General features: G+C 71.6%; 19 protein-coding genes. 11 read left to right on the forward strand and 8 right to left on the reverse strand.

Translation table 11 applies throughout. The features are described 5' to 3' along the window. Positions 1-27 precede the first annotated feature (27 nt). A complete protein-coding gene (locus QMG39_RS01625; RefSeq protein ID WP_281882080.1) occupies positions 28-1368 on the forward strand; it encodes an O-antigen ligase family protein in 1341 nt (446 codons plus the stop codon). A gap of 3 nt (positions 1369-1371) precedes the next feature. Further along, positions 1372-2652 carry an O-antigen ligase family protein gene (locus QMG39_RS01630; protein ID WP_281882081.1) on the forward strand — a complete coding sequence of 427 codons (1281 nt, stop codon included), beginning with the start codon at positions 1372-1374 and terminating at the stop codon, positions 2650-2652. Between the two features lie 10 nt (positions 2653-2662). Here the strand turns inward: QMG39_RS01630 and QMG39_RS01635 are convergent, their stop codons facing one another. Together QMG39_RS01635 and QMG39_RS01640 are read right to left on the reverse strand one after the other, a co-directional pair. Then, positions 2663-3445 (reverse strand): HAD-IIB family hydrolase, encoded by a 783-nt coding sequence (locus tag QMG39_RS01635; RefSeq protein ID WP_281882082.1) that lies wholly within the window; start codon positions 3443-3445, stop codon positions 2663-2665. A gap of 163 nt (positions 3446-3608) precedes the next feature. Continuing rightward, positions 3609-4577, reverse strand: coding sequence for a glycosyltransferase (locus tag QMG39_RS01640; RefSeq protein ID WP_281882083.1), 969 nt, complete (start codon positions 4575-4577; stop codon positions 3609-3611). Between the two features lie 144 nt (positions 4578-4721). On the opposite strand from QMG39_RS01640, the gene QMG39_RS01645 reads away from it, so the two are divergent. After that, on the forward strand, positions 4722-6002 hold the full coding sequence (locus tag QMG39_RS01645) for a glycosyltransferase family protein (protein WP_281882084.1): 1281 nt from the start codon (positions 4722-4724) through the stop codon (positions 6000-6002). Between the two features lie 19 nt (positions 6003-6021). On the opposite strand, the gene QMG39_RS01650 is transcribed toward QMG39_RS01645, so the two are convergent. Beyond that, the gene (locus tag QMG39_RS01650) at positions 6022-8109 is read right to left on the reverse strand and encodes a hypothetical protein (protein ID WP_281882085.1); all 2088 of its coding nucleotides are present in this window, start codon (positions 8107-8109) and stop codon (positions 6022-6024) included. A 176-nt stretch (positions 8110-8285) separates the two neighbouring features. On the opposite strand from QMG39_RS01650, the gene QMG39_RS01655 reads away from it, so the two are divergent. The 8 genes from QMG39_RS01655 (at position 8286) to QMG39_RS01690 (ending at position 17262) form a co-directional block, all read left to right on the forward strand. After that, the gene (locus QMG39_RS01655) at positions 8286-9176 is read left to right on the forward strand and encodes an ABC transporter permease (protein WP_281882086.1); all 891 of its coding nucleotides are present in this window, start codon (positions 8286-8288) and stop codon (positions 9174-9176) included. A 7-nt stretch (positions 9177-9183) separates the two neighbouring features. Then, on the forward strand, positions 9184-10407 hold the full coding sequence (locus QMG39_RS01660; protein WP_281882087.1) for an ABC transporter ATP-binding protein: 1224 nt from the start codon (positions 9184-9186) through the stop codon (positions 10405-10407). Then, positions 10394-11275, forward strand: a complete 882-nt coding sequence (locus QMG39_RS01665) for a glycosyltransferase (protein ID WP_281882088.1) — start codon at positions 10394-10396, stop codon at positions 11273-11275. The genes QMG39_RS01660 and QMG39_RS01665 overlap by 14 nt, the downstream gene beginning before the upstream one ends. A 115-nt stretch (positions 11276-11390) precedes the next feature. After that, the gene (locus QMG39_RS01670; protein ID WP_281882089.1) at positions 11391-12473 is read left to right on the forward strand and encodes a nitroreductase family protein; all 1083 of its coding nucleotides are present in this window, start codon (positions 11391-11393) and stop codon (positions 12471-12473) included. After that, positions 12473-13438 carry a lysylphosphatidylglycerol synthase domain-containing protein gene (locus tag QMG39_RS01675; protein ID WP_281887115.1) on the forward strand — a complete coding sequence of 322 codons (966 nt, stop codon included), beginning with the start codon at positions 12473-12475 and terminating at the stop codon, positions 13436-13438. The genes QMG39_RS01670 and QMG39_RS01675 overlap by 1 nt, the downstream gene beginning before the upstream one ends. Further along, positions 13435-14679: a polysaccharide pyruvyl transferase family protein gene (locus tag QMG39_RS01680; RefSeq protein WP_281882090.1), complete on the forward strand. Its 1245-nt coding sequence runs from the start codon at positions 13435-13437 to the stop codon at positions 14677-14679. Before QMG39_RS01675 ends, QMG39_RS01680 begins: the two co-directional genes overlap by 4 nt. A 61-nt stretch (positions 14680-14740) precedes the next feature. Beyond that, positions 14741-15742: a glycosyltransferase family 2 protein gene (locus tag QMG39_RS01685; protein ID WP_281882091.1), complete on the forward strand. Its 1002-nt coding sequence runs from the start codon at positions 14741-14743 to the stop codon at positions 15740-15742. Next, the gene (locus QMG39_RS01690; protein ID WP_281882092.1) at positions 15742-17262 is read left to right on the forward strand and encodes a hypothetical protein; all 1521 of its coding nucleotides are present in this window, start codon (positions 15742-15744) and stop codon (positions 17260-17262) included. Before QMG39_RS01685 ends, QMG39_RS01690 begins: the two co-directional genes overlap by 1 nt. 51 nt (positions 17263-17313) lie before the next feature. Here the strand turns inward: QMG39_RS01690 and QMG39_RS01695 are convergent, their stop codons facing one another. From QMG39_RS01695 to QMG39_RS01715, 5 genes are read right to left on the reverse strand one after another with little or no spacing between them, the layout of a single operon-like run. Continuing rightward, positions 17314-18822: a hypothetical protein gene (locus QMG39_RS01695; protein WP_281882093.1), complete on the reverse strand. Its 1509-nt coding sequence runs from the start codon at positions 18820-18822 to the stop codon at positions 17314-17316. Continuing rightward, entirely contained in the window at positions 18819-19685 is an 867-nt protein-coding gene (rfbA, locus tag QMG39_RS01700) for a glucose-1-phosphate thymidylyltransferase RfbA (RefSeq protein ID WP_281882094.1), read from the reverse strand. The genes QMG39_RS01695 and rfbA overlap by 4 nt, the downstream gene beginning before the upstream one ends. A gap of 4 nt (positions 19686-19689) precedes the next feature. Next, on the reverse strand, positions 19690-20298 hold the full coding sequence (locus QMG39_RS01705; protein WP_281882096.1) for a dTDP-4-dehydrorhamnose 3,5-epimerase family protein: 609 nt from the start codon (positions 20296-20298) through the stop codon (positions 19690-19692). 33 nt (positions 20299-20331) lie between these two features. After that, positions 20332-21414: a glycosyltransferase family 4 protein gene (locus QMG39_RS01710; protein WP_281882097.1), complete on the reverse strand. Its 1083-nt coding sequence runs from the start codon at positions 21412-21414 to the stop codon at positions 20332-20334. A 1-nt stretch (position 21415) separates the two neighbouring features. Then, on the reverse strand, positions 21416-21634 hold the full coding sequence (locus QMG39_RS01715; protein ID WP_281882098.1) for a hypothetical protein: 219 nt from the start codon (positions 21632-21634) through the stop codon (positions 21416-21418). Positions 21635-21673: the final 39 nt, after the last annotated feature.

The following is a 21673-nucleotide window of genomic DNA, read 5'->3' on the forward strand; positions in this document are numbered from 1 at the left end:
GCCCCCGCGGGCGGTACCCTTGAGCACATGACCGACGCGCGCGCCCGCATCTCCGCGCGCGCAGGCTCACCGCCGTGGCTGGGCGCTGCGATCCGCTGGTACGCCGCGTTCGCGTTCTTCACCGCGTTCGCGGGGCAGTTCTGGCGCAACCTGCTCGGCTGGTGGGGCTTCGGCATCGTCGCGGGCGCCGTGATCGCCGGCGCGGTGGTGCTGCTCGCCATGGTGCGGCCGACCTGGAACTGGCGGAACGTGTCGAAGTCGGCCGTGGGCTTCGTGGGGCTCGCCGCGCTGTCGGTCGCATGGTCCGCCTACCCGTGGACCACCGTGCTGATGGTCGCGATCCTCGCCGGCACCGCGGTCGCCGGCGTCGCCCTGGGGCTCTGCCTCACCTGGGCCGAGTTCCTGCGCGCGCTCGCGTCCGCGCTGGCCTGGATCCTCGCGCTGTCGCTGGTCTTCGAACTGTGGGTCGCGGTCGTCGTGGGCGAGCCGCTGCTGCCGAACTTCGTCGACTACGGGGGCGCCGACGTGCCCGCCGCGTTCTACTGGTCTCGCGACCTGCTGTTCGCGGGCGGCCCCATCGAGGGCATCGTCGCCAACCGGAACCTGCTCGGCATGATCGCGCTGCTCGGGCTCGTCGTCTTCACCATCCAGGCGCGCACCATGGGCTACCGCCGCGACCGCGCGATCGGATGGATCGTCGTGGCCGTGCTCACGCTCGCGCTGACGCGCTCGGCGACGGTGCTGCTCGCGGCCGTGGTCGTCGCCGTGGTGCTCGGCTTCGCGCTCTGGGCCCGGCGCCGCACGTCGCGGGGGCGGCTGCCCGTCTACCTCGCCGCGATGGGATCTCTGGCCGCCGCCGTCCTGACGGTCGTGCTGGCGTGGACCCCGCTGCTCGGCCTCCTCGGGCGCAGCGAGGATGCGACCGGGCGACTCGACATCTGGGCGTCGGTGCTGGGGCTCATCGCCGAGCGGCCAGTCCTCGGCTGGGGCTGGACCGGGTACTGGGCCCCGTGGACCGAGCCCTACGCGGGGCTCGCGGTGCGCAACGGCGTGGAGTACCTGCAGGCGCACGACGCCTGGCTCGACGTCTGGATGCAGCTCGGCGTCGTCGGCCTCGCCGTGTTCGCCGTGCTCGTGCTCGGCACGCTGACCCGGTCCTGGTTCGTCGCCGTCGACCGCCCCGAGGTCGACTTCGGAGCGGGAACCGGGTACCGCGCGAGCGCGTTCATGCCCCTGCTGCTCATGGCGGCGCTCATCGCGCAGTCCATCGGCGAGAGCCGCATCCTGATCGAGGGCGGCTGGATGCTGCTGGTCGCGCTCGCCTTCCTGACCAAGCGGCGCCGGTTCGCCGGCGAGCCGATGCCGTAGCCGATGGCCGACCCGATCGCGCCGGCACTGCGACGCTTCCTCGGCTCGGCCCGGTTCGCCCAGGCGCTCACGCTCGCGATCCTGGGCGTGGGGTTCGCCACGCACGCCCTGCGCAGCCTCATCGGCTGGCCCGGGCTCATCGCCGTCGTCGTCGCGCTCGTGGCGCTCGCGGGCGTCTCGCTCGTCGCACGCTGGCAGGCGGTCGACTGGTACGGCGTGCTCCCGCTCTCGCTGCTCGTGTTCGTCGGCTGGGCCGCGGCATCCGTGCTCTGGAGCGAGTACCCCGCGACCACCGTCGTGCGGGTCGGCTACCTCATCGCGTTCGGGCTGCTCGGCCTCTACGTCGCGCTCGCGCGCGACACGATCCAGGTCGTGCGCGCGGCCGGCGACGTGCTGCGCGTGCTGCTCGGGGCCTCGCTCGCGCTCGAGGTGCTGTCGGGAGTCCTGATCGACCTCCCGATCCCCTTCCTCGGCATCGACGGGAACCTCGTCGCGGGCGGCCCGGTGCAGGGCCTCTTCGGCACCCGCAACCTCCTCGGGTTCGTGGCGCTCGTCGCCGCGCTCACCTTCGTGGTCGAGTGGCGCACCCGGTCGGTCAGGCGCCCGACCGCGATCGCCTCGATGGTGCTCGCGGGGGCGATGGTGCTGCTCTCGGGCTCGCCGACCACGTTCGTCTCGCTCACGGTGCTGCTCGTCGCCACGGTGGCGCTGTACGGGCTGCGCCGGGCCGACCCGCGGGCCAGGTGGCGCTGGCAGATCGGGCTGGTCACGGGCGGGATCGTCGCACTCGCGGCCGGATTCGCGGCACGCGTGCGCATCATCGAGCTGCTCGACGCACGCGGCGAGTTCGACGTGCGGCTGGCGACCTGGCGCGAGATGAGCCGCTACCTCGACATGAACCCGATGCAGGGATGGGGCTGGGCCGGCATCTGGCCGACCTCCCCGCCGTACAGCTGGATCGCGCTCGCCACGGGCAGGCCGCACGCGAGCGGCCTGAGCGCGTACGTGGACGTGTACTTCCAGCTCGGGGTGATCGGCACGGTGCTCTTCGCGGGCATGCTGGGCCTCGCGCTCGTGCGCGCGTGGCTGCTCGCATCCGCCCGCCGTGCCGTCGTCTACGTCTGGCCCGCGCTCGTGCTGGTCGTGATCGCCGTGACCTCGTTCGCCGAGAGCTACGCGCTTGTCGAGGGGGGCTGGATGCTCATCGTGATCTGCGCAGTCAAGGCCGCGCGCGACATGAGCTGGCGCGACGCCTGGAAGCCCGAGCTCGCGCCCGCGCTCTGACGGACGCGGGTCAGGCGACCGACTCGGCCGCGCCCGCGGCGCGCGCGAGGATGCCCTCGATCACGTCGAGCGTGTCCTCCCAGCCCTCGACGGCGATGCAGGAGACGCCCAGTCGCTTCACCGGGTAGTCGTTGCCGTCCTCGTCGAGGCGGTCGCCGACGAAGAGCATCTCGCCCAGCCCGATGCCCGAGACCTCGACCAGCCTGCGCATGCCGAACGCCTTGTCGATGCCGCGCCGCGTGATGTCCACCGAGGTCGAGCCGCCGCTGCGCACCTCGAGGTCGGGCAGCTCCAGCTGCACCGCGTCGCGCAGGGTGTTCTTCTTCTCGTTCGTCGGGTCCCACTCGGCCTTGGCGTGGACCGGAGCTGCCTGCCCGAGCGCCGAGAACGTCACCTGCGAGCCGCGGTCCTCGAGGATCGGCCCCCAGGTCTCGGCCTCCCAGTAGCCGAGCGCGCGTGCGGCGGCCTCGACCGCCGCGAGCGCGCGCCCTCGCTCGTCGTCGGTGAGCTCCTCGGCGTACTGGCGCTGCCACTCGCCGAGCTCGTGCCGGTAGTACTGCGTGCCGCACGTCGGCATGAGGTGCAGCCGCTCGAGCGTGGCGGCGTCCGCCTGCGGCAGCCGCTCGATGACCTGCGCGGTGAACTGCGCGATCTGGCCGCCCGAGATGATGCAGACCTCGGCGACGCCGAGCAGGTCGACCAGCAGGTCCGCCATGCGCGGGTCCATGGGCGACTTCGAGGGCGCGAGGGTGTCGTCGAGGTCGAATGCGACCAGCCGGGGAGTCGTGTGCATGTGGCTCCGATTCGGTCGAGCGCCGCAGGGGCGGCGCGGGCGTGGGGTCCGTCCGACGCACGATCTCGTGCGCCCGATCGAGCGTCGTCGCGCGGGTCGCATGATTCTATCGGATGCCGCTGAATCGGCGCCGTGCCCCGGGGGCCGCTCCCCTGTCGACGTCTCAGCCGACCGGCTGCACCAGGTCGCGCAGGATGTCCTGCGCCCCCAGGCCGAACCGCCCGTACCGTCCCGTGCGCCACTCCCGCACCACAGGCGCGACACGGCGCCACCGGGCCGCGGGCAACGCGGAGCGCACCCGCTCGTGCGCGAGCTTGTCGGCTGCTTCGGCGACCCGCTCGGGGGCGATGCCGGGCACCTCGGGCAGCCGCCCGGCGAGCGCCTCGGCACGGGCGAGCAGACGGGCGTTCCTCGCGTCGCGGGGCTCGCGCAGTCGCCGCATCCGCCCCGCCCAGCCGAGGGACTCGGCACCGATCTGGTTGCCGCCGTGCTGGCGGTAGTCGATCAGCGGCTCCTCGAGCACGTCGACCTCCCCCACGGCCGCGGCGATCGTCGCGAGCCACTCGTCGTGCACCCACGACGACGGGAACGGGCGTGCGAGCTCGAGCAGCTCGCGGCGGAGCAGCATGGTCGCGCCGGTCAGCACGTTGCGGCGCAGCTGCACGACCCAGGTGTCGCCGTCGTGGATGCGTGCGCGATCGGCCGCACCCAGGTAGATCGTGTCGAGCAGCAGCTCGCCGGTGGGCTCCCCCGCACCGTCGACCAGGCGCGCGTCGCTCGCGAGCAGCAGCAGGCCCGGCCTCTTGTCGAACTCGGCGACCATGCGGGCGAGCTTCTCCGGGTGCCACACGTCGTCCTGGTCGCTCAGCGCGATGAGGTCGCCGGTCGTCGCGGCGAGCGCCTGCTCGAAGTTCGCGGTGACGCCGAGCGGCGGGTCGTTGCGGAGGATGCGGACCTCGTGCTCGAGGCCGCGCGCGACCTCCGCCACGATCGCGATCGTGCGATCGCGCGAGTCGTCGTCGGACACCACCCAGTCGACCTGGCCGACGGCCTGCCGGGCGATCGAGTCGAGCTGTTCGGCGACGTGCGCCGCGCCGTCGCGCGTGCAGAGGGCGACGGAGACGCTGGGCACAGGCGGAGTCTAGCAACCGGCCGCCTGTGGGCGAGCGGGCCGGGGTTCGGCGGCCATGTGCCAAGATCGGTGCTGACGACACGGCGACAGGCCGGCGACGATGCCCGACTTCGCCCGCCCCGCCCCGCCCCAGGAAGCATCCGCGTGACCCCGACAGACCTCCCCATCAACCAGAAGCAGTCGGAGCTCTACCGGCGGCTGGCCGCGGGCGACCACGCCGACGGGCCTCGCGGCACCATCGCGTTCTGCGTGTCGACGGACGACCTCGACGAGGGCAAGGGGGACGTCTACGTCGCGCTCGGGCTCGCGAAGTACCTCCAGCGCCTGGGCTGGGGGGTACGGCTCTGGCCGGCGAGCAGCTGGTGCGACCCGATGCCGCGGGTCGACGTCGCGATCGCCATGGTCGAGTCGTTCGTCCCCGGCCTGGTCGACGAGCACACCAGCGTCGTGGCCTGGGTCAGGAACTGGACCGAGCGCTGGATGGAGCTTCCGTACCTCGACGTGTTCGACGGGGTGTGGGCGTCGTCGACGGCATCCGCCGAGGCGCTGCGCGCCCGCACCGGCGGCGACGTGCCGGTGGTGCCGATCGCGGTCGACCTCGAGCTGTTCGCACCCGCGGACGAGGCCCCGGAGACGCGATTCGCGGCAATGACCACGGTGAACTTCTGGGGCGCCGACCGCGAGATCATGGACGCGATCGACGGGCTGCCCGAGACGCGCTCGGTCATGTGGTTCGGGGCGAACGGCGAGCACCTGCGACTCCCGCAGCACGCGGAGCACGGCGGCATCCTTGACTTCTTCGCGTTGCCCTCGGCGTATGCCGCTTCCTCGGTCGTGCTGGACGACGTCATCCCGCCGGCGAAGCGGTACGGCAACCACAACAGCCGCCTGTTCGAGTCGATCGCCGCCGGCGCGCTGCCGGTGACGAACGCGAGGGACGGCCTGGACGAGCTCGGCCTCGACGAGGTGCCGGTCTACTCCGACTCGGCGACGCTGGACGCGGCGCTGGGCGCCGCCGCCGGACCCGAGGGCACGGAGCTCGCCGCGAAGCTGGGAGCGGTCGTGCGCGAGCGCCACTCGTACGAGCGACGGGCCGAGGCGCTCGACCCGCTGCTGATCGGCCTGCGGGACGCCGCCGCGCGCGGCACCGGCCGACCCTCGGCGCTGCTCGCGTGGGCCGCGGGCCTCCAGGCCAACCTGATGCGTGCCGAGTCCGAGCGCGACGCCTTCCTGGCCGATGCCCGGGCGGTCGGCACCGAGCGCAACGCGCTCCAGGCCGAGCTCGGCGCCGTCCGGGGCGAGTCCGCGCTGCTGCGCGCACGGCTCGAGGCGGTCACCTCCGCCCGCTCCTACCCGTACTACCGGGCCGCGCAGCGCGCCTACGGCCTCCTGCTGCGCGTCGGCCGACGTCTCCTGGGGCGCTGACGAGGCGCCGCCGGCACCGTCAGGGAACCGTCTTCGTGCGGCACCCGAGCAGGGTGTTCGAGCCGGGGTCGACCTTGTCGATCGCGTAGACGCAGATGCGGTGGTCGCCCGGCGTCAGCCCGGTCAGCACGGTCTGGAAGCCGTGGAAGTCGCCCATCCCCGGGTAGACCTCCGACAGCCCCGTCTTCTCGAGGCCCGCCTCGATCGATGCGGCACCGCTTCCGTCGACGTACAGGTGCACCCGGATCGGGTCCACGGTGTCGGGGTCCAGCGCCCAGCCGCGCACCATCAGCTCGCCGCTCTCACCGGTCGGGGCCATCTCGTCGATCACGCCCTTGGGCGAGCCCGTCGGCATCTCCACGTCCACGCAGCCGAACTTGCGGTTCCGCCCCTCGCCCACGTCGATCCCGTAGGCGCAGACGCGGTGCACGCCCGGCGCGTACCCCTCCAGCGTCGCGCTGAAGCCGTGCGCCGTGCCGTACCCGGACGGCAGGAGCGAGCCGTCGACCTCCTCGTCCGCGAGGACCGACGCCGCCCCCTTCCCGTCCACGTAGAGGTGGACGCGGATCGGATCGACCGTGTCGGGATCGACGGTCCAGCCTTCCACCTCGATGACGCCGATGCCCGGCGCGCCGCTGGAGGTGATCTCGCCGACGGGCGACCCGGACGGCATGAGAACGTCCCGGCAGGCGAACTTGCGGGTGGAGCCCGGGCCGACGTCGATCGCGTAGAAGCAGACCCGGTGCGTGCCCGGCCCGAGGTCCTCGATCCGTCCGGAGAACGCGTGGTCGTCGCCGTAGCCCGGCTTGGCGTCGTCGAATCCGGGCTTCGTCTCGTTCGCGAGCAGGGACGCGCGGCCCTTGCCGTCGACGTAGACGTGCACCCGGATCGGGTCCGGCGTGTCGGGATCGATGGCCCAGCCCCGGAACTCGATGGCACCCGGGACGCCCGTGATCTCGTCGACGTAGCCGCCCGGCGACCCGGTCTTCACCGTGAGCGTGCGGCAGCCGAGGCGCACGTTCTTGCCCACCCCCACGTCGATGGCCCACACGCAGACGCGATGGTCCCCGGGGTCGAGGTCCCCGACGACCACGGAGAACCCCCTCGAGCGGGTCGAGCCGGGCTCCTCGTCGTCGGCCGCGACGCTCGCACGCCCCTTCCCGTCCACGTAGACGTGCACCCGGATCGGGTCGGGGGTGTCGATGTCGGTCGCCCACCCGGCGACCCTGATGGCGTGGTAGCCGGTGCGGGCGGTCGTGAGCTCGCCGCGCGGCGAGCCGCCGCCCGTCGGCGAGCCGAACCAGTCGGAGAAGATGCGCCAGAAGTTCCGGTTGCCGTAGCTGGAGCACGAGTCGCCGGCGCCGTAGAGGTTCGCCAGCGCGGCGCGGTTCGGCGTGTACGGGGTGTAGAGGTACAGCCCGGCCGTCGCCTGGTTGCGGATGTAGACCGACTTCGTGCCGCACGCGGTGTTCGGGTGGTAGAGGATCGCGTTGTCGCGGCCGGCGACGTACGCGCGGCCCGACGGCGCGGCCGCGTAACGCTTGAACTGCAGCGCGGCCGCGTACACCTGGTTGAAGAAGCCGTAGTACGTGCTGTCGCAGTCGGCGGTGTCCGGGCAGCCGTACCCGGTCGCGCTGCGATACTGCCGCGAGCTCGGGGCCGTCGCCGTGACCAGGCTCTGCTCCTTCTCGAGCAGGACGATGAGCGCCTTGGGACTCACGCCGCAGACGCGACCCACCCGGACGATGATCTGCGCGGCGGTCTCCGAGCTCTTCCCGAGGTACTGGTCGCAGCGCCCCGCCTCGGCAGCGCGCGTGGGGGTCGCGGTGCGGTAGTCCTTGAGGCACGCGGGCCCGGTCGTGGCGCGGCAGGTGGGGACCCGTGCCTCGAGGAACCGCTGCACGGCGGCCGCGTCCATCGAGTAGGCGTCGTAGAAGACCGCGTCGCTCACGATGTACCCGGCGTCGAAGTCGGATGCATCGGCGGCATCCGCCCGCGTCGCGCCGAGAACCGCCGCGGACGCGACCAGCGCCAGCGACAGCACCGCGACGAGCGCGATCCTCGCGCGCGTGAGCGCAACCCGAAGGGCCGGACGCCTGTACTGCACTCGGCCCCCCTCCGAATCCGTTCCGGTCGTCATGCTAGTTGCCGGTCCCCGCGTCCCGTCGCAGGAGCGGACGGTCGGCGTGGCGCGCTCGCGTGCGCGGCGGGCCCGAGGCGACCGGAGCAGCGGCCCGCCCGATCTATACTGTTGACGCCCGACCGGAGGATTGACACAGACAGATGAGCGCGCAGGAACGCTACGCACGCCTCGCGCGCGAACCCATGGTGGAGGTCGCCGGCAACGCGAACCCGGTCCGTTCGCTCCGCGAGATCCTGCATCGTCGCGACCTGCTGGGCCTGCTGGTCCGACGCGACCTGAAGGCCAGGTACAAGGACAGCGCGCTCGGCGTGGTGTGGACGCTGGTGCGCCCGCTGACCCAGCTCCTCATCTACTACATCGTCATCGGCAAGTTCCTCGGCGCCGAGCGGGGCATCCCCGAGTTCGCGATCTACGTCTTCACCGGCCTCACCGCGTACGGCCTGCTGAGCGAGATCGTCTCGGGCGGGACGTCCTCGATCGTGGCGAACTCCGGCCTGGTCAAGAAGGTCTACCTGCCGCGCGAGATCTTCCCGCTGGCGAGCGTGGGCTCGGCCCTGTTCAACTTCGGCATCCAGCTCGTGATCCTGATCGCGGCGACGCTCGTGCTGCAGAGCCCGCCGATCACGCCGGACCTGGTCTACTTCCTGCCCTCGCTGCTGGTGCTGGTCAGCCTCGGCACCGCGCTCGGCCTGCTGCTCGCCGCCACGAACGTCTACCTGCGCGACCTCCAGTACCTCGTCGAGGTGGTGCTCATGGTGCTGCTCTGGGCCTCGCCGATCGTCTACTCGTGGGGCATGGCGCGCGACGCGCTCGGCGAGGGGCTCGCGCTCGACATCTACACCAACAACCCCGTCACGCTCGCGGTGCTGGGCTTCCAGAAGGCCTTCTGGACCGCCGGCGACGGGGTCGTGCCGTACCCCGACGGGCTGATGCTGCGCCTGCTCATCGCCTCGGCGATCGGCATCGTGCTCATCGTCGTCTTCCAGCGGGTGTTCGCGCGCCTGCAGGGCAACTTCGCGCAGGAGCTCTGATCCGACGGTGACGAACCCCGACCTGACGCCGACCCGCGACCGCCCCACGATCGTGCACGTCTCCGACGTGAGCAAGCGATTCGTGATCCGCAAGGACAACTCCCTCAAGGAGCGCCTCGTCACCTTCGGGCGCGCCGGCCGTCGCCACCGGGAGGAGTTCTGGGCCCTGCGCGACGTCTCGATCGACCTCCGCGCCGGCACCACCATCGGCCTCATCGGCCACAACGGCTCGGGCAAGTCGACGCTGCTCAAGGTGATCGGCGGCATCATCGACCCCACCTCCGGCCAGGTCGCCCGGCGCGGTCGCATCGCAGCGCTGCTCGAGCTCGGCGCGGGCTTCCACCCCGACCTCACGGGGCGCGAGAACGTCTTCCTCAACGCCGCCATCCTCGGGCTCAGCCAGGAGGAGACGACCGAGCGGTTCGACGACATCCTGCGGTTCTCCGGCATCGGCGACTTCATCGACACCCAGGTGAAGTTCTACTCGTCGGGCATGTACGTGCGGCTCGCGTTCGCGGTCGCCGTGCACACCGACCCCGACCTGCTGCTGGTCGACGAGGTGCTCGCGGTCGGCGACGAGGCGTTCCAGCGCAAGTGCCTCGACAAGATCCGCCAGTTCCAGACCGAGGGGCGCACGATCGTCCTGGTCACCCACAACCTCAACCAGGTGACCGAGCTCTGCGACCGCGCCGTGCTGCTCGACCACGGCCGCGTCGTCCACGACGGTGCGACCACGACGGCGGTCGAGCGCTTCCGCGACCTCCTCGAGGAGGCGCGCGTCGCCGAGGAGGCCGAGTCCGACGCCGAGCCGGTGCCGACCGGCAGCGTCGTCGAGACCGTGGTGCACGCCGTCGGCCGGGAGCCGGGCGACCCCGTCGCGCCGGGCGACGACCTGCGGATCGCGGTCACCATGGAGCATCCGACCGGCCTCGACGACTGGGTCTGCGCGATCCAGGTGGCGACCCCCCTCGGGCCGGCGATCTGGGGCACGACCTCGGAGCGCCTCTCGGACGACCTCGGGACGCTGCGCGGCGAGCGCACGGTCGAGTTCATCGTCAAGGACAGCCCGTTCGCGGGCGGGCGCTACTTCATCCACGCCTCGCTCATGACGACCGCGGGCGTGCACCTGTTCGACGTGGCGCAGGCCGCGTCGTTCACCGTGCCGTACGACGAGCGGCTCACCGGCGTCGTCCACGCGGAGACGGAGTTCTCGGGCGATGTCGAGCGCTGACGCCGCCGCCCCCGTGGTCGCGGTCGTCACGGTCGCGTACCACTCGGAGGATGCGCTCGAGGGGTTCTTCCGCACGCTCCCCGGCGCGCTCGACGGTGTGCCGGCGGAGGTCGTCGTCGTCGACAACGCCTCGGCCGACCGCGACCGCTCCGCGGAGCGCGCACGTCGTGCCGGCGCGACCTTCGTCGGCCTGGACGAGAACCTCGGGTACGGCGCAGGGGCCGATGCGGGCGTCGCGGCGCTCCGCTCGCGCCCGGACTACCTCGTGGTCGTCAACCCCGACGTGGAGTTCACCGACGGCGCCATCCGCTCCCTGCTGGACGCGGCCGACTCCGTGCTCGAGGGCGCGGCCTTCGGCCCCCGCATCGTCGACGAGCACGGCGCCGTCTACCCCTCCGCGCGTCGCTTCCCGCGCGTGGGCACCGGGGTCGGACACGCCCTGCTCGGACGCATCGCCCCGGGCAACCCGTGGACGCGGGCGTACCGCGCCGAGGACGACCACGGCGCAGCGCGTCGCGAGACCGACTGGCTCTCGGGAGCCTGCCTGCTGCTGCGCCGCTCGGCCTACGACGAGGTCGGCGGGTTCGACCACGACTACTTCATGTACTTCGAGGACGTCGACCTGGGGCAGCGGCTCGCGGATGCGGGCTGGCACAGCATCTACGTGCCGGACGCCACCGTCATGCACTTCGGCGCCCGATCGACCTCCCTCGTGGCGGGCAGGATGGACCGCGCCCACCACGACAGCGCCTACCGGTACCTCTCGCGCGTCTACCCGCGCTGGTACCACGCGCCGCTCCGGCTCGCGCTGCGCGCCGGGCTCGGCGCGCGATCGCTCGCGCGGAGCCGCCAGGACGGGAACGGCTGAGTCGGCGGTCGCTCTCCGCACGGGACACTCGGCGATCGTCCAGTCGCCCATCGACTAGGATTTCCGGGGCGCGATCGCGCCCTTCAACGTTCCCCCACATGATCTCGGAGACCCGGTGCTGAACACACTCAAGCGGATCGCCAAGGACCTGCTCGCCATCACGTGGATCCGGCGCACCTACGAGGTCGTCAACCGCGTCGTGCTCGAGACCTTCGGCGCGTCGCGCGTGCTCGTCTGGCTGTACTACGTGATCAGCTTCGTGACCTTCAACCGCGAGCAGGCCGCGGTGCTCCGCGGGCGGCGCGACTACTACCGCAACAAGCACCGCGACCGGCCCACGCACGTCGAGCTCCGCCGCAACGTCCACCGCATCGAGAAGGGCCTCACGATGCGGCCCCGCCGGCCCGTCTTCGCGCGGGACTACATCACCGAGACGATCGAGTTCTACGAGGACGCGGTGCGCCAGGTCCAGACCTCGCCCGGCACCATGGAGCCGAGCGAGATGGAGTGGGCGCACGACGTGCTCACCGAGTACTTCCGCGTGGTCGACCACGCCGACGAGACGGTCGCCGCCGCGCTCGCGCGCTTCGAGCGGGCCGGCCACGACGCCGAGTTCACGGGCAAGGTCCCGTACCCGAAGAAGACGCTCTCGGAGGTCGGCTACGACCAGCTGCACGAGCTCGCGATGCAGCGCCGCAGCGTGCGCTGGTTCGACCAGCGCCCGGTGCCGCGCGAGCTCATGGACAAGGCGCTGCTCCTCGCCCGGCAGGCGCCGACCGCGTGCAACCGCCTCCCCTACGAGTTCCGCGTCTTCGACGAGCCCGAGATGGTGCGCACCGTCGCCAACATCCCGTTCGGCACGGCGGGCTACGCCGACAACATCCCGTCGATCGTCGTGGTCATCGGCAAGTTGGAGAGCTACTTCAGCCCGCGCGACCGCCACGCGATCTACGTCGACAGCTCGCTGGCCGCCATGTCGTTCCTGCTCGCCCTCGAGACGCTCGGCCTCAGCTCGAGCATCATCAACTGGCCGGACTTCGAGCCGCTCGAGCGCAAGATGCAGAAGACGCTCGGCCTGAAGACGACCGACCGCGTGGTGATGCTGATCGCCGTGGGCTACTCGCACAGCGAGGGCCTCGTGCCCTTCTCGCAGAAGAAGGAGCTCGACACGTTCCGGCGCTTCAACGAACTCGCGTGATGGCCACCGACGGCTCCCGCAGGCTGCTCCGGAAGGCGCTGCGCTGGCTGCTGACCGTTGCGGTCGTGGCGGTGGTCGGCTACTTCTTCGCCGCCACGCTTGCGCGCAACTGGGACGACGTCCAGGCCGCGCAGATCGGCTTCGACTGGACCTGGGTGGTCGCGACGCTCGTGTTCGCGGCCGCGGTGCTCGTGACCGGCCTGCTCTGGGGCCGCCTCCTGCGACGGCTCGACGGGACCCGGATCACGCGGACCGAGGCCATGGCGGTGCAGTCGCTCTCATGGCTGCTGAAGTACATCCCGGGCCAGGTCGGCTCGGTCGTGAACAAGGTCCTCTGGGCGGGCAAGCGCGGCATCAGCCGGACGGTCGTCATCATCTCGTTCGTGTACGAGAACGTGCTGCTGCAGCTCGCGTCGATCATCCCGTCCGTGCTGATCCTGCTGCTCGCGCTGGGCACCGACCTCTTCGGCGAGAACCCGGCCACGCTGCTGCTCCCGCTGCTCGCGCTCATCCCGCTCGGGCTGGTGATGTGGAAGCCGTTCTTCCACCGCGTCGTGAACGTCGCCGCGCGCCGTGCGCTGAAGTCCGAGGTGCCGGTCGAGTACTTCCTCTCCACGCCGCAGACGCTCGCGAGCCTGGCGGAGTTCCTCCTCCCGCGGCTGCTCAACGCGGTCGGCTTCGTGATCCTCGCCGCGACGGTCACCGAGGTGACCCCCGCCGAGTGGCTGCCGTTCGGCGCCGCCTACGTGCTCGCCGGCGCGATCGGCATCCTCGCGTTCTTCGTGCCGAGCGGTCTCGGCGTGCGCGAGGCCATCATCGTCCTGATCCTCAGCCAGTACACGACCACCGCGCAGGCGATCGTCATCTCACTGCTCGCCCGCCTGCTCAGCACGATCGGCGATGCCGTCGTCGCGCTGGCGTACCTCGCGCTTCGCCGCGCAATCCCGAAGGAGAACCGTCCATGACCCACCACGTGACGATCATCGGCTCCGCACTCTCTGGCAACAAGGGTGCGGCGGCCATGCTCGAGAGCGCCGTCCAGACGCTCGGCGAGCGCCTCGGCGACGTCGACTTCACGCTCCTCAGCATGTACCCGTCCGAGGATGCGGCGCAGAACCCGTACCCCAACCTCGAGGTCGTCCCGGCCGCGCCCCGCCAACTCGGCGTGACCATCAACCTCCTCGCGCTCACCTACCGCCTGCTGCCGCCGTTCCGCCCGCTCATCCGCCGGCGCTCGCGCGCGGTCCGTGCGCTGACGCGCTCCTCCGTGCTGCTCGACCAGGGCGGGATCACCTTCACCGACGGACGCGAGAAGTTCCTCCTCTACAACGTCGCGTCGATCCTGCCGGCGCTGAACACCCGCACGCCGGTCTTCAAGTGCGCGCAGGCGGTCGGCCCGTTCCGCAACCCGGTGAACCGCTGGGCGTCGAAGACCTTCCTGCCGAAGGTGCGCACGCTCGTCACGCGCGGCCGCATCACGCACGAGTTCGCCGAGGGCCTCGGCCTGCAGAACCTCGTCGCCGGTGCCGACTACGCCTTCTCGCTCGAGCTCGACGGCACCGAGCCCGCCGCCGTCGCGGAGCACGTCGACCTCGACTTCTTCGAGCACGGCGAGGTGGTGGGCATCTCCCCCAGCGTGGTGCTGCAGAAGAAGGTCGACGCGAAGGGCGGCGACTACGCGGGTCAGCTCGTCGAGTTCATCGAGTGGGTCCGTTCCACCGGTCGACGCGTCGTGCTCGTGCCGCACAGCGTGCGGACCGGCACCGAGAAGACCCACAACAACGACCTCCCGCTGTGCCGGTCGATCGCCGAGCGCCTCGCGCCGGGCGACGACCTGCTGGTGCTCGAGCGGGAGATGACCTCGCAGCAGCTGCGCTACCTGATCGGGCGCTGCGACCTGTTCGTCGCGAGCCGGTTCCACGCCATGGTCTCCTCGCTCGCCATGCAGGTGCCGACGCTCGTCATCGGCTGGAGCCACAAGTACGCCGAGGTGCTCGAGATGTTCGAGCTCGAGGAGTGGGCGTTCGGCCACGACAAGCTCTCCCCCGCCTACCTGCGGGAGCGGTTCGAGGCGCTGGTGGCGCACGAGGACGAGGTGCGCGAGCGCCTCGCCGTGCACCTGCCCGAGGTCAAGGCCCGTTCCCTGCAGCAGGCCGACCTCATCGCCGACCTCGTGCGCGGCGCCGACTCCCCGTCGGCCGCCTGAGCCGCACTACACTGAACGCCGTCCGGTCCCCCGCCGGCGGCACCGAAACGGAAAGACCAACGTGAAGGTATTCGTCCAGATTCCCTGCCTCAACGAGGAGGAGACCCTCCCGCTCGTCCTCGAGAGCATCCCGAAGCAGATCCCCGGCGTCGACGAGCTCGAGATCCTCATCATCGACGACGGCTCGACCGATCGCACCGTCGAGGTCGCCCGCGAGCACGGCGTGCGCCACTTCGTGCACCACAACCGCAACATGGGCCTCGCGCGTTCGTTCCGCGACGGCATCGACTACGCCCTCACGCACGGGGCGGACATCGTCGTGAACACCGACGGCGACAACCAGTACCCGCAGGCCCGGATCGCCGACCTCGTCGCCCCGATCATCGCGGGCGAGGCCGACATCGTCATCGGCGACCGGCAGACGCACAAGATCTCGCACTTCTCCTGGTTCAAGAAGCAGCTGCAGGCGCTCGGCAGCTGGGTCGTCAACCAGGCGGCCGGAACGCGCCTGCCCGACGCCGCGAGCGGCTTCCGCGCGTACTCGAAGGCGTCCCTCCTGCGCCTGAACGTCGTGACCCAGTTCAGCTACTGCATGGAGACGATCATCCAGGCCGGCAACAAGCGCCTGAAGATCGCGAGCGTCGAGGTCGACACGAACCCGAAGACGCGCGAGTCGCGCCTCTTCTCGTCCATGGGCGAGCACGTCATGAAGTCCGCCCAGGCGATCCTGCGCAGCTACCTCATGTTCCAGCCGTTCGTGTTCTTCGCGTGGATCGCGGCGATCATGTTCGTCGCCGCGATGGTGCCGTTCGTGCGCTACCTGGTGCTGATCACCCTCTTCGCCGAGGACGCCGGCCAGCACATCCAGTCGCTGCTCATCGGCGTCGCACTGCTCATCGGAGCGCTGCTCGCCTTCGCGCTCGGCGTGCTCGCCGACCTCCTGCGCACGAACCGCGTGCTCCTCGAGGAGAACCTCGAGTACACGAAGGTGCTCCGGTACGGCGAGCCCGGCATCCCGCTCGTCGGCGCCCAGCCGTCGCCGCCGCGCTTCGACTCGGCCTGATGACGGCGGCGACCGCCGGGAACCATCGTCGCGAGCGCCGGCTGGCGCTCATCGGTGTCGCGCTGGTCGCCGCCGCATTCGTCTGCGCCTCGGCGTTCGCGGCGTTCTCGCTGCGCTGGAGCGGCACCGCCGACGCCTACGAGCATCTCGACTACACGCTCCAGGTCGCGCGGGGAGGGCTCCCCGCCCCCATCGGCCACGTGTTCGACCCGGCCGTCTGGACGATCACCGAGTCGCGCCTCGAACTCGGACGGCAGTACGCCTCCGCGCATCCGCCGCTCTTCTACCTGCTGTCCGCCGGCCTGGTGGGCGGCCTGCTCGAGGCAGCATCCGACGACCAGATGGCGTGGATCCGCGCGGTGGCGGAGCTGCGACTGCTCAACATCGGGCTCGGGGTCGTCGCGCTCCTCGGCATGGCCTGGGGAGGCTGGACGATCGGGGGCCGGCTCCGCGCCCCCCTCGCGATCGCGATCCCCGCCGTCGGCGCGTTCACCTACGCCTACCTGCGGTTCTCGGGCGAGGTGTACGGGGACATGCTGCTCGTCGTCGCATCGACCTGGACCGTCGCGGTCGCCGCCGCGGTCCTGCTCCGCGGGCCGTCCGCCTGGCGCATCGTCGCGCTCTGCGGGCTCGCGATCGTGGGCGCCGGGAGCAAGGCGACCTTCGTCCTGGTGCTGGCCATCGCCTCGGCGGCGATCCTCGGGGGCGTGCTCCTCCACGGTCGTGGCGGCACCGGCCGACGCGTCCTGCTCGGCCTCGGCGCGGCCGCGCTGCCCTGGGTCGCCGCCGTCGCCGCGTTCGGCTGGTTCTACGTGCGCAACGCCCTCCTGAGCGGCTCCTGGTACCGGTCGGTGGAGTCGGGTCCGCTGCAGGGACGGCTGCCCCGCACGCTCTGGGACAACCTCGCCGACTGGAACTTCTACGGGATCTACCCCGGGGGGCTGTTCGGGAAGTGGGCGGTGACGGTCTTCGAGTGGGCGCCCGCCGCGTCCGCGATCGTCTTCTGGGCCGCGTCGCTCGCGACCCTGCTCGCCTGGGGCCTCCGCATCGCCCGGGGCCGCACGCGCCCCTCCGTGGCGCAGTGGGGGGTCGTCGCCATGCTCGTCGCCCTCATGGCGGGCGCCTACCTGATGCAGCTGAGCCACGCGATCGGCTACGGCACGTACAACACGCGCTACTTCCTCCCGGCGACGTTCGCCTTCGCCGCGCTGATGGTCGGAGGCATCGTGCTCGCACCGCGACTGCGCGCGTTCCTGCTGCCGTCGCTCCAGGTCGTGCTCATCGTCGGGTCGGCCGTCTCGCTCACGGCCTACGCGGCCGGGGCGGAACGGCTCCTGTCTGACCCCGTGGGGGCGATGCGCGACCTGGGGCCGATCTTCGTGCCGTCGACGGCGCTGGTCGTGCTGCTGGTGGCGGCGGTCGCCTTCGCAGCATCCACCGCGATACCGCTCTGGATGCTCCGAGACCGGGTGCTCGCGCCGGATGCCGCCGAGCCCTCGGACGCGGTCAGCGCCCGATAGGCCGGTGCCCGCAGGGCGCGTCGCCCCGCCCGCGATCGGTCGGGACGTGCGTCAGACGCCGATCACGTCGAGCGCCGCGATGCGACGCAGGAACGGCACGAGGTCGACGATCGGGCTCTCCGGGGCGATCCACGACGCATCCGACCCGACCAGGTACGTGATCGGGCCTGCGCCCTGCAGCGCCAGGAAGAGCACGAACGCGACGGCCGCGAGCTTCCAGGCGATCGGCGAGCGCTGCGTCCGGTCGACGATCCGGCCGAACATGGCGAGCGCGGCGCCGACGAGCAGCGGCAGGAACATGAGCTGGTAGCGGGCCTGGATCGCCAGCGGCACGTCGAACCGCACGAAGTGGCCGAGGTTCGTCCAGAACAGCGCCGCCGAGTAGGTCGCGAACGCGACCGCGAGCACGCGCGCGGTGCGGCTGCGGAAGGCACGCGTGGAGGCGAGCACGACGAGGAACGCGCCGATGATCGCGACCCAGCCGATCGTCGCCTGCATGATCGGCGACCCGGACGACGTCTGGATGCCGCGGGCGGTCTCGCCGCCCACGACGAGCGCCGTGCGCACCGACTCGGGCAGCCAGCTCGTGATGAGGTAGCTGAGGCTGTTGCCGAGACGCACCGAGTTCCCGGCGGCGGCCTCCTCGAGGGCCTCGTTGCGCCTCCAGACGCCGAAGGTCCGACAGAGCTCCTCGGTCTGCACGCGCGCGCAGTCCGGGTCGGGCGTGCCGTACGCGAGGACGTTGCCGACGACGCGCTCGAAGAAGAGCACCAGCGCGACGACCGTGCCGGCGAGGATCGCCCAGGTCGCCGGGCGGCGCAGCCACGGCCGCTGATCGGCGCTCCAGCGGGCGCCGAAGCCCTCCGCCCGGCCGCGCACGATCTCGTTGATGACGAGCATGACCCCGATGGCGGCGAAGGCCGGCAGGAACGCGGTCTTCGTGAGCGTGGCCACGCAGCCCAGGGCCACGACGCCGACCAGGGCGGGGATGTCGGCGCGCTCCGAGGTGTACGCGCGCACCGCGAGCGCGAAGCATCCCGCCGCCAGCAGCAGGAGCAGGTTGTCGTAGTTCACCGTGGCGCCGACGAACATCACCACGGGCGGGAGGATGAACACCGCCATCGCGGCGTTGGAGAGCGCCGCGGAGAGGCCGACGCGACGCAGGATCGACCGGTAGATCGGCAGCGCGGCCGCGGAGAGCGCGACGCAGATGAGGCGCAGCACGACGACCTGGCCGAACTCGCCGAGTCCCGCCGCCTGGGCCACGCGCAGCGGGAAGCTCATCAGCCAGTGGAAGAGATACGACGAGAGCCGCTCGACGTCGCCCAGGTGCGTGACGTCGCTCCCGTCGGCGATCCAGGGCGACCACTGGCCCGTGTACAGCTCCGCGACCCGGAAGTGGTAGAACTCGTCGTACAGCAGGAACGGCCGGGCCGCGAGGGCGATGAGCGCCGCACCCGCGACGTACGCGGCGACGACGGCGACGAAGAACCAGCGGGAGGCGATGACGCGCGGGGTCCATACGGCGACCGCGGTCGTCGCGCGGCGGATCACGCTCATGCGTCGTGGAGCAGCCGCTCGAGGAACGCGCCGTAGCCGCTCTTCACGAGCGGTGCGGCGAGCGCCGCGAGCTGCGCGTCGTCGATCCAGCCGGCGCGCCAGGCGATCTCCTCGATGCATCCGATCTTGAAGCCCTGGCGGTCCTCGATCACGCGGACGTACTCGGACGCCTGCATCATCGACTCGAACGTGCCGGTGTCGAGCCACGCGGTGCCCCGGTCGAGCACCTGCACCTTGAGGCTGCCCGCCTCGAGGTAGCGCTCGTTCACGGTCGAGATCTCGAGCTCGCCCCGGGCGCTCGGCTCGATCGTCTTCGCGATCTCCACGACGTCGTTGTCGTAGAAGTAGAGCCCGGGCACCGCGTAGCTGCTCTTCGGCTGCGCGGGCTTCTCCTCGATCGAGACGGCGCGGAACTCGTCGTCGAACTCGACCACGCCGTACGCCGTCGGGTCGCTCACCTGGTAGGCGAAGATGACCGCGCCGTCGACCTCGGTGTGCGCCTGCAGCGCGGTGCCGAGGCCCGAGCCGTGGAAGATGTTGTCGCCGAGCACCAGCGCGACGCTGTCGTCGCCGATGAACTCCTCGCCGATGATGAACGCCTGCGCGAGGCCGTCGGGCGAGGGCTGCACGGCGTACTCGAGGGTGATGCCGAGGTCGCTGCCGTCGCCCAGCAGCGCGCGGAACTGGTCGTTGTACTCGGGCGTAGTGATGATCAGGATCTCCCGGATGCCCGCCATCATCAGCGTCGACAGGGGGTAGTAGATCATCGGCTTGTCGTAGATCGGCATCAGCTGCTTGGAGATGCCCTTGGTGATCGGCCAGAGTCGGGTGCCCGAACCTCCGGCCAGGATGATGCCGCGCATGTGCTCAGGCTCCCTTGTTGAGTGCGTCGTAATAGGCCCGTGCAGCCTCCCAGGTCGGCAGGAGGCCCGATGCGGCGGCCTCGGCGAGGCTCGGCGCGGCCGTGTCCTTGGGCGACAGGAGCGGCTCCCCCGCGGCATCCGGGAACACCAGGCCGACATCGGGGTCGAGCGGGTCGATGCCGTGCTCGCGCTCGGCGTTGAACGTCGAGGTGACCAGGTAGCTCACGGTCGCGTCGTCGGTCAGCGCCACGAAGCAGTGGCCCAGCCCCTCGGCGATGTAGATGGCGCGCCGGTCGACGTCGTCGAGTAGCACCGAGTCCCACTTGCCGAAGGTCGGCGAGCCGACCCGGATGTCGATCACGAAGTCGAGCACCGCGCCGTGCGTGGCCGTGACGTACTTGGCCTGGCTCGGCGGCACGTCGGCGAAGTGGATGCCGCGGACCACGCCGCGCTTCGAGACCGATGTGTTGCCCTGGGCGAGGGAGAGCGGATGCCCCACCGCCTCCGCGAGCCGGTCGAACCGGTACCACTCGAGGAACACCCCCCGGTCGTCGCCGAACTGCTTCGGGGTGATCTCGTAGCTGTCGGGGATCTCGAGTTCGCGGATCTGCACCGATGCATCCTACCAACGCGCGCGGAGCACCCCTCAACGCGGCGCCGGCACCGCGATCTCGCGCACCATCTCCGCGAAACGGGCGGCGACGACCTCTGGCGCGACCGCGCGCGCGTCCGCCGCGGCGGCCGCCGCGACGGGTCCGGGCGGAGGCGAGGCCACGGCCCGCAGCGCCGCGGCGAGGCCCGGCGCGGTCGGCGGGAACGTCCGAACCCAGTCCGGACCGGCCAGCGAGCGCAGCGCCGGCACGTCGGGAAGCAGCACCGGCAGCCCGTAGGTCGCGGCGAGCCAGACGAGGCTCGGGTTCAGGGCGGCCCGATACGGCAGCACCATGGCGTCGGCGGCGCGCATCCAGACCTGCACGTCGTCGTCCTCGACCCGCCCGAGTGACGCGACGACTCCCGGCAGGTCGTCCAGCAGTTCGCGCGTCCGCTCGAGGTCCGCGCCGGGACCGGGGGCACCGGCCACGAGCAGCCGCAGGTCCGGGTCCGACTCCCGGGCCCTCCGGTACGCCTCGGCCAGCAGGTCGAGGCCCTTGTAGGGCCGGATCTGGCCCAGGTGCAGCAGCACGCGCTCGGACTCGCCCAGCCCGAGGCGCTCGCGCACCGTCGCCCGATCGACGTCGTCGGCGAAGCGTCCCAGGTAGCTCGGGTGCGGGACCACCGTCGTCCGCTCGGGCGGCAGGCGGTACCAGCGGGAGGCGAGCGCCGCGGTGTCGGGGTTCATGACCATCACGCGGTCGGCGCGCTCGGCGAGCCCCCGGCAGAGCGCGAGCTCCGGCCCGAGGTGGTGCGGCTCGTGCGGCAGGACGTTGTGCACCGTCCAGACGACCGTGCCGCCCCTCGCCCGGAACGCGTCGGTCGCGTCGAGCACGGAGCGGACCTGCCACGCGGCCAGCGCCAGGTCGGGCGTCGACTGGCTGATCGGCGCGGTCCAGTTCAGGTGCAGCACCGTGCTGCCGGGCGTGCGCTCCTCCCGGAGCGCCTCCGTCAGTCCGGCGACGTCCGCGAGCGGGACGACCTCGGCGCCGTGCTCGGGCAGCCGCGCGTACAGCATCGACTGCCACGGGTTGTCGGCGTACCAGGGATACGCGAGCACCCGCTCCGGCCCGCGCACGCTACGCCGTCCGGCGCGTCAGGCGGGCCCGGACCCGAGCCGCGAGCCGGCGCACCCGGGAGGGGGACGGCGACGGATGCCTCAGTGCCTCGATCTCGGCCCGCAGGCGCACGACCTCGGAGCCGAGCCGGACCACCTCGTCGCTCAGGCGGACCAGCTCGGCCGACGGCTCGTCCTCGGGCGCGGTCGGCGGAGTCGGCGCGGTCTCGGTGGCATGCACCCGCAGATGTTCCCATGCCCGGGGGATCGGGACGGGGCT

Source organism: Agromyces rhizosphaerae, assembly GCF_027925245.1.
Lineage (GTDB): Bacteria > Actinomycetota > Actinomycetes > Actinomycetales > Microbacteriaceae > Agromyces > Agromyces rhizosphaerae.